At 49.6% G+C, this 15,214-nt stretch carries 11 protein-coding genes; all 11 read left to right on the top strand.

Going from position 1 to position 15,214, the window contains the following annotated elements:
* Nucleotides 1-51: 51 nt before the first annotated feature.
* The 11 genes from ACAN54_RS09170 to priA all read left to right on the top strand — a co-directional run bounded on the left by ACAN54_RS09170 (nt 52) and on the right by priA (nt 15,156).
* A complete protein-coding gene (locus ACAN54_RS09170; RefSeq protein WP_379153230.1) occupies nt 52-2,877 on the top strand; it encodes a calcium-translocating P-type ATPase, SERCA-type in 2,826 nt (941 codons plus the stop codon).
* Between the two features lie 71 nt (nt 2,878-2,948).
* Nucleotides 2,949-3,785, top strand: a complete 837-nt coding sequence (gene dapF, locus ACAN54_RS09165; RefSeq protein ID WP_379153228.1) for a diaminopimelate epimerase — start codon at nt 2,949-2,951, stop codon at nt 3,783-3,785.
* A 249-nt stretch (nt 3,786-4,034) separates the two neighbouring features.
* On the top strand, nt 4,035-5,339 hold the full coding sequence (locus ACAN54_RS09160) for an ABC transporter substrate-binding protein (RefSeq protein WP_379153226.1): 1,305 nt from the start codon (nt 4,035-4,037) through the stop codon (nt 5,337-5,339).
* On the top strand, nt 5,336-7,051 hold the full coding sequence (locus ACAN54_RS09155; RefSeq protein ID WP_379153224.1) for a methyl-accepting chemotaxis protein: 1,716 nt from the start codon (nt 5,336-5,338) through the stop codon (nt 7,049-7,051). Before ACAN54_RS09160 ends, ACAN54_RS09155 begins: the two co-directional genes overlap by 4 nt.
* A 154-nt stretch (nt 7,052-7,205) precedes the next feature.
* On the top strand, nt 7,206-9,080 hold the full coding sequence (locus ACAN54_RS09150; RefSeq protein ID WP_379153222.1) for a bifunctional homocysteine S-methyltransferase/methylenetetrahydrofolate reductase: 1,875 nt from the start codon (nt 7,206-7,208) through the stop codon (nt 9,078-9,080).
* 38 nt (nt 9,081-9,118) lie between these two features.
* A complete protein-coding gene (locus ACAN54_RS09145; RefSeq protein ID WP_379153220.1) occupies nt 9,119-10,009 on the top strand; it encodes a YicC/YloC family endoribonuclease in 891 nt (296 codons plus the stop codon).
* Between the two features lie 51 nt (nt 10,010-10,060).
* Complete coding sequence (gene remA, locus ACAN54_RS09140) at nt 10,061-10,321, top strand: extracellular matrix/biofilm regulator RemA (protein WP_006209218.1); 261 nt, start codon at nt 10,061-10,063, stop codon at nt 10,319-10,321.
* 18 nt (nt 10,322-10,339) lie between these two features.
* Nucleotides 10,340-10,909: a guanylate kinase gene (gene gmk, locus ACAN54_RS09135; protein WP_379153218.1), complete on the top strand. Its 570-nt coding sequence runs from the start codon at nt 10,340-10,342 to the stop codon at nt 10,907-10,909.
* A gap of 55 nt (nt 10,910-10,964) precedes the next feature.
* Nucleotides 10,965-11,165, top strand: a complete 201-nt coding sequence (rpoZ, locus tag ACAN54_RS09130) for a DNA-directed RNA polymerase subunit omega (RefSeq protein WP_379153216.1) — start codon at nt 10,965-10,967, stop codon at nt 11,163-11,165.
* A gap of 227 nt (nt 11,166-11,392) precedes the next feature.
* Complete coding sequence (coaBC, locus tag ACAN54_RS09125; RefSeq protein WP_379153214.1) at nt 11,393-12,625, top strand: bifunctional phosphopantothenoylcysteine decarboxylase/phosphopantothenate--cysteine ligase CoaBC; 1,233 nt, start codon at nt 11,393-11,395, stop codon at nt 12,623-12,625.
* Nucleotides 12,625-15,156, top strand: a complete 2,532-nt coding sequence (priA, locus tag ACAN54_RS09120) for a primosomal protein N' (RefSeq protein ID WP_379153212.1) — start codon at nt 12,625-12,627, stop codon at nt 15,154-15,156. The genes coaBC and priA overlap by 1 nt, the downstream gene beginning before the upstream one ends.
* Nucleotides 15,157-15,214 lie beyond the last annotated feature (58 nt).

The raw sequence follows: 15,214 nt of genomic DNA, 5'->3' as shown, positions 1-15,214 counted from the left end.
AGCTGTGCGCCGCCGGAAGTCAAGAAACGACCGGGAGGGGAAAGAAGAAATATGGAACAAAAAAGTTGGCACCGGCTCGGTGCAGAGGAACTGCAGCAATTATTCGGCGTTCATCCGGGATCGGGCCTAAGCGGAGAGGATGCCGCGCAGAGGTTAAAGGAGAATGGCCACAATGAGCTGTCGGAAGGAAAAGCGATATCCCCGCTTATCCTGCTGCTCAACCAGTTCAAGGATTTTATGGTGCTGGTGCTGATGGGAGCAACACTGGTGTCCGGTCTGCTGGGAGAATACCTGGATGCCATAACGATTGTCGCCATTATTATGTTGAACGGAGTGCTGGGTTTTGTACAGGAATTCCGCGCAGAACGTTCGCTGCGTGCGCTTAAGCAGCTCTCGGCACCCTCTGCCAAAGTGCTGCGGGACGGTAAGATTGAGCATATTCCTGCTAAAATGCTAGTGCCTGGGGACATTGTGCTGCTGGAGAGCGGTGACCGGATTCCGGCAGATGTCCGTTGGCTCCAGTGCAGCGCCCTGTACGCCGAGGAGTCTGCGCTAACCGGTGAATCGCTGCCTGTCTCGAAGCACTCGGAAACCATTCATGCCGAAGAAATTCCACTTGGTGACCAGAAAAATATCGGGTTCATGGGCACGATGGTCACACGGGGAACCGGCCGGGCTATCGTGGTAAGAACCGGCATGGATACCGAGATGGGCAAAATTGCCGATCTGATCCTGAATACCGAATCCCAGGAAACTCCACTCCAGCACCGGCTGGAGCAGCTGGGTAAAATTCTGATCTATGTTTCATTAGGATTAACGATTGTAGTTGTCGCGGCGGGTATTTTACACGGGCAGCCTGTTGCTGCTATGTTCCTTGCCGGGGTAAGCCTTGCGGTAGCCGCGATTCCGGAAGGATTGCCGGCAATTGTCACCATTGCTCTAGCACTCGGCGTTCAACGGATGATCAAGCGCAAGGCCATTGTCCGCAAGCTTCCATCGGTCGAGACACTTGGCTGCGCCTCGGTAATTTGTTCCGACAAGACAGGGACGCTGACTCAGAACAAAATGACGGTTACGCGGCTATGGAGCGCCGGACGTAAGTTGGAGGTTACGGGTGAGGGTTATGCTCCAATCGGACATGTGCTGCAAAAAGGCAAGCCCATTGACCTGAAAAATGACCAAAGCCTTCGGCGCATGCTCCAAATCGGTGCATTGTGCAGCAACGCAGAGATTATTGAGACTGCTCCCGGAGAAACGCGCGGCAAGCGCAAAGGCAAGGAGAAAGAAAAGGGCAGTGAAGCCGACAAGAATATGGTTCAGTCGTCCGTGTGGGAGCTGAAAGGTGATCCTACAGAAGGGGCGCTGGTCGCCTTATCCGCAAAAATGGGGCTCACTGCGCAGTCGCTCGCTGTAACCTATACAAGGGAAACAGAGTTCCCGTTTGATTCGGAACGCAAGCTGATGTCAGTGGTTGTGAAGCATCCGGGTGGTAAAATGATCTGCACCAAAGGTGCACCGGATGTTCTGCTGAGCTGCTGCTCTTATATGCTGTGGGAGGGTGCAGTCGTGCCTTGTACGCCTACCTTGCGCCAGAAGGTGCTGGAGGCCAATGAAGAAATGGCTTCAGGCGCACTTCGGGTACTGGGAATGGCCTACAGGGATATGCGCTCCGGAGAAGTTGCGGGCAGTGAAAAAGAGGCGGAATGCCAGCTGGTATTCGCCGGACTGGCCGGGATGATCGACCCGCCGCGCCGTGAGGTCCGTGATGCCATCAGTATCACCCGCAGAGCTGGAATTAAGACAGTAATGATTACTGGAGATCATGGTACCACTGCTGAAGCGATTGCCCATCAGCTGGGTATTTTGCAGCGTGGCGGCACTGTATTGACCGGCAGTCAGCTTACACGGATGGACGACGATGCACTGGATAAAGTGTCGGATAACGTATATGTATATGCCCGGGTTTCCCCTGAGCACAAGCTGCGTATTGTCAAGTCGCTGCAGCGTCATGGACATGTGGTGGCTATGACCGGAGATGGTGTTAATGATGCTCCGGCGATCAAAGCGGCGGATATCGGGATCTCCATGGGCATCACAGGTACAGATGTAACAAAAGAAGCATCAGCACTCATCCTTGGTGACGACAACTTTTCTACTATTGTAGCTGCAATCGAAGAAGGGCGTAACATTTACGAGAATATCCGTAAATTCATCCGTTACCTGCTCGCCTCGAATGTCGGAGAGATTCTGACAATGTTCTTTGCCATGATGCTGGGATTACCTCTGCCTCTGGTTCCCATCCAGATTCTCTGGGTTAACCTGGTGACCGATGGCCTGCCAGCGATGGCGCTGGGTGTGGACCAGGCCGAGAAAGATTTGATGGAACACAAGCCGCGCGGATCCAAGGAAAATATCTTTGCCCGCCGTCTCGGCTGGAAAATCATCAGCCGAGGGCTGTTAATCGGCCTGTGCACCTTGGCTGCATTCTGGCTTACCCTGCGAATTGACCCAAACAGTCCGCAGCAGCTGATTCGGGCGCAGTCTGTTGCTTTTGCCACCCTGGTTATGGCTCAACTGATTCATGTCTTCGACTGCCGCAGCTCCCGTTCGGTGTTCCACCGGAATCCGTTCCAGAACAAATATCTGGTGCTAGCGGTGCTATCATCTGTTCTGCTGATGCTGGCAGTTATGTATCTGCCTGTGCTCCAGCCAGTATTCAAGACTGTGCCGCTTAGCTTCCGTGAATGGTGTCTGGTACTTGTCACCGCTGGCATCCCCACCTTCCTTATGGGAGCGGGCAGTGTCTGGGGTGGTAAGAAAAACCGCAGCCGCAGCGGAGGACGGACGATGATAAAAAGTACAAAAATTTCGGCATAAAATCAATAGCTTAAACCTACTCCTTAAGGTATGCTTGGTTAACGTTAATAACATTTAGGAGTGGGATCTCAATGGAATTTACCAAAATGCACGGCCTTGGCAATGACTTTATTATCGTTTTCGGCGAACAGGAGCTTCCTGCCAATGCCTCTGAGCTTGCAGTAAAGCTGTGTAACCGGTTCTTCGGCATTGGTGCTGACGGACTGGTATATATCCTGCCGTCTGAACGCGGCGATTATATGATGCGCATCATGAATTCAGACGGATCGGAAGCCGAACAATGCGGGAATGCGATCCGCTGCGTATCCAAATATGTCTATGAGCACGGCCTGGTAAGCTCGGAGCAGATCGTTATCGAAACTATCGGTGCCGGCGAACAGAAAGTATCTTTGAAGGTGGATAATGGCGTGGTGGAGACTGTTACGGTTGATATGGGCGAGCCTGTATTGTCGGGAACACAGATACCTGTAGCTATTGACGCTGAGCCGGTACTGGATCAGCCGATTGAAGCGGATGGCAGAGAGTTCAAATTCACAGCTGTATCCATGGGCAATCCACACTGCGTAATCTATGTGGACGATGCTGTAGGCTTTGACCTGAACACTTGGGGACCGAAGCTGGAAGTTCATCCGCTGTTCCCGAGAAAAGTTAACGTTGAATTCGCTACCGTGCTGGACCGCGGACATGTCGATATGCGTGTCTGGGAACGCGGCGCGGGACCTACTTTGGCCTGCGGAACCGGCGCCTGTGCCACATTAGTCTCCTCTGTGATGAATGGTCTCACCGACCGCTCCGCGACGATCAGTCTGAAGGGCGGGGATCTGTACATTGAATGGAACGAACAAGACAATCATGTCTACATGACCGGTCCGGCTCAGGTGGTTTACACTGGTTCTATAGATATCTAACGGCCCTTCTATAAGATGAATTAATAACTAGAGCTATTTTCGAGTGGATTATTCACTTGGAAGTAGCTCTTTTTCGCATTTATGTAGAAATGTGAATTTATACACAATAGGAATAGTTTCTTATTGTTGAAATAAGTCGAAAAAACTTAGCAATAATTAACTGAACCAGCCGATATAGATGATAAGTTACTTGCAATTATAGGAATTTATTTTTACAGAAATTGATTCGTATTAGAGAGGCGGGCATTCATGAAACACAAATCAACACGTATTTCTGCTATTGTATTTACCTTTGTGATGTTGATATCACTTGTGGGTTGTGCCGGAAAAGAGAGCGAAGAAGTACAGAAGGATGAACAAATCACATTGAATTTTGTGTGGTGGGGTAAACCGGCCCGTAAGGAGATCACCTTAAAGGTTATAGAGATGTTTGAGAAAGAGAATCCCAATATAAAAATTAGTACAGAGGATTATTCTTCAACTGCCGAGGTAGCGCAAAAGCTGGCAATGGATACCGCTGAGCAAAAAACACCGGATATTATGCAAACGGACTATAATTTTGCTTTTAACTATGTCACCCATAATTTGATCGAGCCGCTTGAACCGTATATCAAATCCAAAATCCTTGATCTGTCGGATGTGGATAAATCCTATTTGGCCTCAGGGCAGTATGAGGGGAAGCAGTATGGTATCCCTTTGGGATCAAATGCCCTCGGAATCGGATATGACCCTGCTATGTTTGAACAGTATGGCATAGAGCCGCTTAAAGATTCGTATTCCATTCAGGATCTGCAGCAAACCATGCAGCAATTTAAAGATAAGGTGGAAACACCGGGTTTTTATCCTTTGCATGCAATGTTTGATTTATCTTATTGGTTCAGAATGAAGGGTGAGTCCTTTTACAATAAGGAAAAAACGGGTCTTGGCTTCAAAGATGCTACCCTGGTTGAATATCTGACACTGACGAAAACATGGCTGGATCAGGGGCTTCTGAACCCCGGTACAGATTCGTCCAAGGATGAGAAAAATCCACTGGCAACAGGGAAAGCGGCATTTTTACAACTTGTAAGCAACCAAATGGTCTCTAACGGTGAAGAAGCGGGCAGAACGCTGAAAATCATGAACCTTCCTACGGTCGAGGGAGCTACTGCAGAAGGGAACTTTGTGAAACCTTCCATGTTCATAATGGTATCTTCTTATGCTAAACATAAGGAAGCGGCGGTTAAATTCATTGATTTTCTCACCAATAACAAGGAAGCGAATAACATTCTCAAGGGTGACAGAGGGGTTCCGATTGCTGCTAAAATTGCAAAAGAATTATCCAGCCAGTCCACCGAACAGGGGAAAGAACAATACACATATATGAGTTATATTGCCAAGCACTCTACCCCTATTGATCCGCCGGCACCGTTGTCTGATACAGTTGTTCAAAACGCTCTGAAAATTATACTAAAAAACCTATATGCCGGCAGTATTACACCGGAGGTGGCTGCAAGCACGTTCAGAGCACAAGCTGAAGAGATTTTGGGGCCAAGGGGAGAGGGAAACAAGTGAATAGAATCCAGGGGTTTTTACAAGCGAAAAGTATCAAGCAGCGTTTATATGTAGGGTTTGGTATTGTTTTGGTTTTGCTGGTGTTTCTCGGAGCTACCGGATACATGTATCTTTCGCAAATTAATGCAACCTATACCAGCCTCCTGAAAAAGCAAGTGGCCACCATTGGTTTAATCAAAGATTTGAACACTACCATCGAATCTGAACATGCCAATGTATCCGATTATATTATATCCGCTGATCCGAAAAAAATGGATGGTTATGCAGCTGCACGCCTCAAATTCACGGATCATCATGCAAAGCTGGAATCACTGATAACGGATCCCGGTAAAAAGCAGATTTTGGCCGGACTAGATTTGCTGCAACTGCAATTTATAGTAATCTCTGATCAGATGATTGACGCTAAAAATAAAGGTGATCTAGAGAGCGTTGTCTCTATTGCAGTTAACCAAAGCGTCGTACTGGATAAGTTTGTTGAAGTAGCCCGTAACCTGGTTACCACGGAACAGACGGAAGCTGATGCTAGAACTGTAATGGCACAGCAACGTGCAAAAGATGTGAAAACGACAATCATTGGAATCAGTATCATATCGCTAATAGCAGCAGTGGGGTCATCTCTACTGATCAGCAGTCAGATATCAAAGCCCATCAAGTTGCTGCAGGCAGCGGCAGTCCGTATTGCAGATGGCGATTTGACACTTAACGAAATTCATATCAAGAATAAGGATGAACTTGGCGATTTGGCAGTTTCGTTTAATCACATGTCAGGCAATCTGCGCCATCTGATTCAGGAAATCGGCTCTCATGCCGAGCAAGTTGCAGCTTCAGCCGAAGAACTGACAGCAGGTGCGGAACAGACAAGCCAGGCCACTGAACATATTGCCCGCACTACTGAGGATCTGGCCCAAGGTACGGATAAACAAGTTGAAAGTATAGCCGGAAGCATGAAGATGGTAAACAGGATGAATGAACAGGCAACTTTTATAGAAGAAAGTGCCTTCAGTGTGAATCAATCAGCTATTAATGCCTCACAAATTGTGGTTCAGGGTTCAGACGCCGTAAAATTAGCTATACAGCAAATGGCATCGATTCAGGATAATTCTTCTGAGGTTGCCATATCCGTTAAATCCCTGGGTGAGAAATCAAAGGAAATCGGTACGATTATTAACTTTATTAATGAGATTGCAGAGCAGACCCATCTTTTGTCCTTGAATGCCTCCATCGAAGCAGCGCGTGCAGGAGAAGCAGGCAGAGGTTTTGCGGTTGTAGCTTCTGAGGTGAAGAAGCTTGCTGACCAAACTGCAATGTCAGGAAAACAGATATCTGAGGTCATCAAGAGTATCCAGGTGGAGAGCGAAATCAGTGTATCCAAGGTATTGAAAGGCGAAGAAGTGGTGCTTGTGGGCATCCGTTCTGTCACTGAAGCGGGGGAAGCTTTTGAACAAATAGAATTGGCCATGAATGGTGTGACCGCTGAGATAAGTGAAGTTTCCGAGGCTTCCAAAGAAATGTCCAGTGATACCAATAATCTGGTTACAACTTTTGAAGGAATATCTGCAATTGTCAATGAGACATCTGACGGGACACAGAGTGTATCAGCTTCTGCGCAGGAAACGCTGGCGACGGTTGAAGAAGTCAATGGTGCTTCTATGGCTCTGGCAAAAATGTCTGAAGAATTATTAGAACTCGCCGGGAAATTCAGAATAAGCTGATTTTCCATGTGTTTACAGCAAGTCTCCAATACGGAGATTTGCTTTTTTTAGTTCGGATAAGACGTTTAGCTTTTACCTGGCGAAAGCTTATCATCCATCCCGTTTTATGTTACATTAGTATGAAACTATGGACTGAATAGGGGAGGTTCTTACGGTGAAGCCGGATTTGCGCTCTGCGTGGAAGAATAACGTGTTGGTCGGAGACGGAGCGATGGGAACTTTTTTATATCAAAAAGGCTTCCCGGTCGGTATCTCCTATGAAGAATTGAATCTGACCTCTCCGGAGGTTATTGAAGATGTACACCGGAGCTATATGGAAGCGGGAGCGGTGCTGCTAGAGAGTAATACGTACTCCGCCAATTATGATAAGCTGTCCAAATTTGGCCTGGAGGCCAAGGTGGCTGATATCAACCGCGCAGGTGTGCGGATCGCACGGCATGCCGCTGGAGATAACGGTTACGTTGTAGGTGCGGTAGGTTCAATCCGTGCAGGTAAACGGGCAAATCTGTCCAGCTCGGAGCTGAAGCGGTTTTATACCCAGCAGTTTTCGGCGCTTCTGGAAGAGCAGCCTGACGGGATTATGCTGGAAACATTCTATGATGTGGAGGAGCTGCATCTGGCATTAAGATCAGTCCGCAAGCTCAGCGAGCTCCCGGTCATCTGCCAGCTCGCTGTAGATGAGACCGCGCGGACCTTGGACGGATTAACACTGACGGAGGCCTTTCATATTCTTGAACAGGATGGGGCGGATATTATCGGCTTCAACTGCCGGACCGGACCTAATGGCATTAAGCGGGCGCTGAATTCGCTGCAGGGAAGCCTGAGGCTCCCCGCATCGGTGTATCCCAATGCCGGGATCGCAGATTATGTGGACGGCCAGTACCGGTATGGTGCGTCGCCGGATTATTTCGGCCAGATGGCCCCGGTCTTTGCGGATATGGGCGCCCGTATTATTGGCGGCTGCTGCGGCACAACGCCACAACATATCACCGAAATCTCTGCTGCACTTAGAGGGTATTCTCTGCAGCCCCTGCCGGAGCCTACCGTCCAGAACAATCTGGAACGAATTATAGTGCAGGAGCATTTGGGAGAGAACGAGGAACGCGATGGCCATGAACCGACACTTGTTGATCTGGTCAAGGAACGCCATACGGTAATTGTTGAGCTTGATCCGCCGCGTGATTTGGATATCGCAAAGTTCATGCGTGGAGCGGAAGCGCTGCGCAGAGCAGGAGCAGATGCGCTGACTCTGGCGGATAATTCGCTCGCTGTAACACGGATGAGCAACATGGCGCTGGGACATCTGGTACAGGCTCGTACGGGGCTGCGCCCGCTGGTTCATATTGCCTGCCGTGACCGCAATCTGATCGGAACCCAGTCCCATCTTATGGGTTTCGATGCCTTAGGGATTGATCATGTGCTGGCAGTTACGGGTGACCCGGCCAGATTCGGCGATTTGCCGGGTTCAAGCTCGATCTACGATCTGACCTCTTTTGAGATTATACGGATGATCAAGCAGTTGAATGACGGTATCGCCTTCTCCGGCAAGCCGCTGAAACAAAATGCGAATTTTGTCATCGGAGCCGCTTTTAATCCTAATGTTAAACATTTGGACAAGGCAGTTGAACGATTGGAGAAAAAAATCGCCTCCGGTGCAGACTATATCATGACCCAACCTGTCTATGATCCAGAGCTGATCGAACGAATTGCAAAGGCTACGGCACATCTGGAGATTCCAATTTTTATCGGCATTATGCCGCTGGCCAGCGGACGTAACGCTGAATACCTTCACAACGAAGTTCCCGGCATACAGTTGTCCCAGGAAGTGAGAAGCCGAATGCAGGGCTTGGAAGGCGAAGAAGGACGTGCAGAGGGTGTACGGATCGCCAAAGAACTGCTGGATGCGGCTACTGCGCATTTTAATGGTATCTATTTGATGACGCCTTTCATGTTCTATGATATGAGTGTGCAGCTACTGGAGTATGTGTGGGAGAAACAAGGACGCAAATTGTCCCCCTTGTTTCGCTAGTAATAATCAATTACAATAGTGTAATGGATGTGATTCCGTTGTCATTTAGCATGACCGGATACGGTCAGTCTTCCCTGCAATTCGGCGGTTACAAGATTACATTCGAAGTCAAATCGGTGAATAACCGTTACTACGAAGTTGTACTGCGGATGCCCCGGGAATGGACGGTTTATGAGGATATGCTGCGAAGACAGGTTCAAACTCATATCAAACGGGGACGAGTGGATGTCATCATTAACAGGGAGCATACCGAAGAAGCTGAGTTAGCACAAGTGCTGAACCGTTCGGCGGTACGTTCCTATTTGAAGTCTGCCGAGCAGCTGCGAGAAGAATTTGGAATTCAAGGTGAGCTGCTGCTGCAAGACGTCCTTTCGCTACCCGGTGTAATGGAGTCCAAGGAAGATGCCCATGCATCCGACTTGTCCCAGGACTTCAAGGATATTCTTGTGCAGGGTCTGAACCAGAGTCTGGAAGCCTTGATAGCGATGCGGGCACGTGAAGGCGGATTTCTAACCGCTGATCTGGGGCACAGGCTGAATCATCTGGAGGAGCTGCATGCTGAAATGGCTGTGCTTGCTCCAGTGGTCGTGAACGAATACCGTGAGAAGCTGCGCCAGCGTCTTAGCGTGCTGAGTGACGGGACGTTCCCTTTTGAAGAGCATAAATTCGGAATGGAAATGGCTATCTTTGCCGACCGCTGTAATATTGATGAAGAGCTTACCCGGTTGTATAGTCATTTTGAACAATGTAAGGCTCTGCTGAAAGGAAGCGAGCCGGCAGGACGCAAGCTGGATTTTCTCATTCAGGAGATGAACAGGGAGACGAATACAATCGGGTCCAAATGCAATCATCTGACTCTGGTTAACCTCACGCTGGATATGAAGGCTGAGCTGGAGAAGATACGTGAACAAGCAGCGAATTTGGAATGACAGCTATCTGAAGCAAGCAACGATGTAACCTATGGGGGGAACAACCGGAACATGGCAATTAAATTAATCAACATCGGCTTTGGAAATATCGTATCGGCCAACCGAATTATTTCCATTGTCAGCCCGGAATCTGCACCAATCAAACGTATTATTCAAGAGGCCAGAGACCGGCATATGCTGATCGACGCCACTTATGGCCGCCGGACGCGGGCCGTCATCATTACTGACAGCGATCATGTCATTCTCTCGGCTGTGCAGCCGGAGACTGTGGCACACCGTCTTTCCAGCAAAGATGACGATAACGACGAATAACAACAAATGGAGTGTACTATGTCAAGAGGATTGCTGATCATACTATCCGGTCCGTCCGGTGTTGGCAAAGGAACCGTGTGTTCCGCACTGCGGCCGAAGATGCCTGAACTAGTCTATTCCGTATCTGCTACCACACGTTTGCCGCGTGAAGGCGAAGAGAACGGAGTCAATTATTTCTTTAAGACCAGAGAGCAGTTTGCAGCTATGATTGAAGCTGACCAACTGCTTGAATATGCGGAGTACGTAGGCAACTATTACGGTACTCCGCGTGATTTTGTGGAGAGAACACTCGACAGCGGAAGAGATATTATTCTGGAGATCGAAGTTCAGGGAGCCCTCAAAGTCAAAGACAAATTTCCCGAAGGTATCTTTGTATTCCTCCTTCCACCGTCTATGGACGAATTGAAGGACCGCATCCGCGGACGCGGTACGGAGCATCCTGATGTCATTAACCACCGTATGTCCGTGGCAGAGGATGAGATCGGCCTGATCCGACATTACGATTATGCAGTAGTGAATGATGAGATTGATCTGGCCTGCAAACGAATAGAAAGTATCATCATCGCCGAGCATTGTAAGGTGAGATGATAGCTACATCAGAACTCAAGCTCATATCACAGTAAAAGATGAAGAGGTGTTTTACATGCTATATCCATCCATTGATGAAATGATGACCAAAGTCGACAGCAAGTATTCCTTGGTTGTTGCTGCAGCCCGCCGGGCAAGAGCGCTGCGTGAAGGCGGCAAGACTGATGTCAAAGCTCCGAGATCACATAAGAACGTCGGTGTCGCTCTGGAAGAAATTTATGAAGACCGCATCGTTGTAACCCGCGGCGAAGAGTAGTCCGAGCTATTCCTGCTAAGCCATGATCAGAAACGGACGCAACCTTTTGTATGGCTGCTGCCGTTTCTTCTTGGGTTAGAGGTCCAATATTTTAAATAGCCCGGACCGGGCTGTACCTGACAACCGGAAGGTTGTTATTTTTTTCTCAAAAAGTGAGGATTTTCGGTTTTTCTTTTCATAATTGAGGATGGTAGAGGTGCCAGCAAGGAAACAGGGGGGAGATTAAGTTGAAGAGCTTACAGGGCAAAACGATTATATTGGGGATTACCGGTGGAATTGCTGCATACAAAGGAGCTGCCTTGACCAGCAAGCTTACGCAAAAAGGGGCTACGGTGCATGTGATCATGACAGCTTCAGCGAAACAGTTCATAACCGAACTGACATTGCAGTCATTGTCCAAACAGCGCGTATACAGCGATACTTTTCAGGAGCGTGATCCGTCTTCGATTTCGCATATTGACCTGGCAGATTCTGCCGATCTTATTCTGATAGCACCGGCAACCGCCAATATCATCGCTAAAATGGCACATGGGCTGGCGGATGATATGCTGTCCACTACACTGCTTGCTGCAACGGCTCCCGTAATGGTGGCACCTGCTATGAATGTGCACATGTACCAGCATCCGGCGGTGCTCGAAAATATTAATACGCTGTATAAGCGGGGTGTGAAGTTTATTGAACCCGGCGAGGGTCTGCTGGCCTGCGGCTATGTAGGGAAGGGTCGGCTGGAGGAGCCTGAAGCTATAGTAAAAGTTGTAGAGCAATTTTTCACTCTTCAGCATACTTCAGCTAACGGGCCCCTAACCGGCAAAAAAGTGATCATCACCGCTGGCGGAACCATTGAACGGATTGATCCGGTACGCTACATTACCAATGATTCCTCCGGAAAAATGGGTTTTGCACTCACCCGGGCTGCGCGTGCAATGGGAGCTGAGGTAACACTTATCGCAGCACGAACGGACGAAGCACCTCCACAGGACCCGGAGATCCAGGTGGTTAAGGTTGAATCGGCTGCGGAGATGTATGAAGCAGTGGTAAGCCGCTGGAAGGATTGTGATCTCCTGATCAAGGCCGCTGCAGTATCAGATTACCGTCCTCGGCAGAGTGCTGAATCCAAGATCAAAAAAAGCGGCGATACGATGACACTTGAATTGGTGAAGACAACGGATATTCTGGAGAGCCTCGGGAAAATGAAGGATAAGCAATTTTTGATCGGATTTGCCGCCGAAACAGGTAATGCCGAACTTTATGCCAAGGACAAGCTGATCCGCAAAAATCTGGATTTGATCGTTGCCAATGATGTGGCAACCGAAGGTGCGGGTTTTGGGACAGATACCAATATCGTATCCATCTATGACGCCAAGGGTCTAGTGCTTGATCTTCCGCTGGTTTCAAAAGACGAAGTTGCGAGGCAAGTGCTGCAATTGGCTGCAACTCGCATTTCCGGAGCTGGATTATAATGGAGATAGCCAAGGTCATTGTCGATGTTCCTGTACGCAGCACTGACCGGCCTTTTGACTATTTGATACCGGACTCGCTTAAGCTGTGGATTGAAGTGGGAAGCCGGGTGGCGGTGCCTTTTGGACACCGGACGGTGCAAGGCTTTGTAGTGTCACTGGAATCAGGGGAGACTAGTGCAGTATCGGGATTGAAACCCATACAGGAAGTGCTGGACTTGCTTCCCCCGCTATCCCCTGAGCTAGTGGAGCTCGGTGACTGGATGAGCCAAAGATATGCCTGCAGACGTATTTCTGCGCTTCAGGCGATGCTTCCAACCGCTCTGAAAGGCAAGGCCGAACGGCTCATCACACTTGGCGATACTTCGGAAGACAACGGAAGCAATCCGGATGAGCTGTTTCCTATGTTTCTGGAGACCGATCAGGAAGAGAGCCGAATCACTGAATTCGTGGGACGTCATGGTGAAGTCTCCATGAAGCTGCTGACACGTACCTTTCCTCATGCTGCGGAGACGGTGAAGTTTATGCTCCGCCGCGGTGTATTGGCTGAGAGCCAGTCGATTAAGGATAAGATGGGCAAAAAAAAGCTAAAGGCAGTCGATTTGGCCATTGGCCTTTCCGCAGCCCGCGAATCCCTCGCCGGATTTCCGGCGCGTTCAGCCCGCCAAAAAGAAGTGCTGGCCTTTTTGATTGAAATGGAAGCCGTGTTGCCCATGCCGATGAAGGATATATTATCAGTTCTGCAAGTAACGGCCGGGACGGTGAAAGCACTGGAAGATAAGGGGTTTATTGAGATCACAGAGATTGAAGTATACCGTGATCCTTACCGTGGCCGTGACTTTAAGCCCACTGCTCCATTGCCGCTGACAGCCGAACAGGAAGCAGTGTATACGCGAATCGCAGCAACCGTCGATGAGCAGCGGCATGAGGTGTTCCTGCTGCATGGGGTAACCGGGAGCGGTAAAACAGAAATTTATCTCCAGTGTATTCAGCGCTGTGTGGACCAGGGCAGACAGGCGGTGGTTCTGGTTCCTGAGATTGCCCTTACTCCGCAGATGGTCGAACGCTTCAAAGGCCGCTTCGGAAGCGGCGTGGCGGTGATGCACAGCCGCCTGTCTGTCGGTGAACGATATGATGAATGGCGTAAAATTCGTGAAGGCAAAGCAACAGTGGCGGTAGGCGCACGTTCCGCAGTTTTTGCACCGTTTGTGAATCTTGGCCTCATTATTATGGACGAAGAACATGAATCCTCTTATAAACAGGAGGAGAATCCGAAATATCATGCCCGTGATGTGGCGGTTCGTAGAGCAGAACAGGGAGGAGCTGCTGTGATTCTCGGCTCAGCGACTCCTTCGCTGGAGAGCTATCATGCGGCCCGCTCCCAGAGCGATATTCATTTCTCGCCGGTTCTCCTGCACATGCCAAGCCGTGCGCTCGGCAATGAATTGCCTAAGGTGCATGTGACTGACATGCGGGAGGAGCTCAAGGAGGGGAACCGTTCGATGTTCAGCCGCCGGCTCCATTCGGCTCTGGAGAGCAGACTGGAACGCGGAGAGCAGACAGTATTACTATTGAATCGCAGAGGGTTTTCCACCTTTGTGATGTGCCGTAACTGCGGGTATGTGGCCGGCTGTCCAGAGTGTGATATTTCTCTTACCTACCACAGCCGCAGCGATAACCTGCGCTGCCATTATTGCGGCCATGCCGAACCGGCGCCCAAGCTGTGTCCGGAATGCGGCAGTGAGCATATCCGTTTCTTTGGTACGGGGACTCAGCGGGTGGAGGAGGAGCTCGGAAAGCTGTTCCCGGGTATCCGTGTCATCCGAATGGACGTTGACACTACCACGGAGAAGGGTTCGCATGAGAAACTACTTAACCAGTTCAGAGATAAGAAAGCAGATGTGCTGCTGGGCACGCAAATGGTAGCCAAAGGGCTGGACTTTCCTGATGTTACGCTGGTGGGTGTGATCACAGCAGATTCAGCACTGAATTTGCCGGACTTCAGAGCGGCAGAAAAGACTTTTCAGCTGCTGACACAGGTGGCAGGGAGAGCTGGGCGACACCAGCTTCCGGGAGAGGTGGTTGTACAATCGTATACGCCGGAGCACTATTCAATTGTGCATGCCAGCGGACACGATTATCACTCGTTTGTGCGGGAAGAGCTGAAACACCGCCGGGAGCTGCATTATCCGCCGTATTGCCGCCTGATTCTTGTTACCCTTTCCCATGAACAGCTTCCAGTGCTGCTGCGGATGGCAGAAAATTATGCGCTGAATCTGCAGGGAAAGGCCCGGCAGCTGCGCTGGTTCGGCAGTCTGGATAAGCTGTCATCCGATGCGCTGGATTTGCTCGGACCTGTCGCTTCTCCGCTACCGCGGCTGAAAGGCAGATACAGATTCCAATGTATTATCAAGTGGCGCGGCTCTATTGATGCGATTGGGCTGGCCCGTCAGGTGGCTGAAGAACTTGAGGATTCAGTTCGCGATACAGGTCTTCAAATCAGTCTGGACGTAGACCCGCAGATGTTGATGTGATCATCAGGCATGTTACAATAAGTACGCATTACAGAGAATTCTAAAATGCAAATATAGA

Source organism: Paenibacillus diazotrophicus (assembly GCF_042610465.1).
Note: the sequence above shows the minus strand (reverse complement) of the source record. Positions and strands in the feature narration are given on the sequence as shown.

Bases quoted from the DNA above. Each gene is read 5' to 3' on its own strand.
- ACAN54_RS09160 (WP_379153226.1), top strand. From the start codon at position 4,035: ATGAAACACAAATCAACACGTATTTCTGCTATTGTATTTACCTTTGTG.
- remA (WP_006209218.1), top strand. From the start codon at position 10,061: ATGGCAATTAAATTAATCAACATCGGCTTTGGAAATATCGTATCGGCC.
- ACAN54_RS09170 (WP_379153230.1), top strand. From the start codon at position 52: ATGGAACAAAAAAGTTGGCACCGGCTCGGTGCAGAGGAACTGCAGCAA.
- priA (WP_379153212.1), top strand. From the start codon at position 12,625: ATGGAGATAGCCAAGGTCATTGTCGATGTTCCTGTACGCAGCACTGAC.
- dapF (WP_379153228.1), top strand. From the start codon at position 2,949: ATGGAATTTACCAAAATGCACGGCCTTGGCAATGACTTTATTATCGTT.
- gmk (WP_379153218.1), top strand. From the start codon at position 10,340: ATGTCAAGAGGATTGCTGATCATACTATCCGGTCCGTCCGGTGTTGGC.
- rpoZ (WP_379153216.1), top strand. From the start codon at position 10,965: ATGCTATATCCATCCATTGATGAAATGATGACCAAAGTCGACAGCAAG.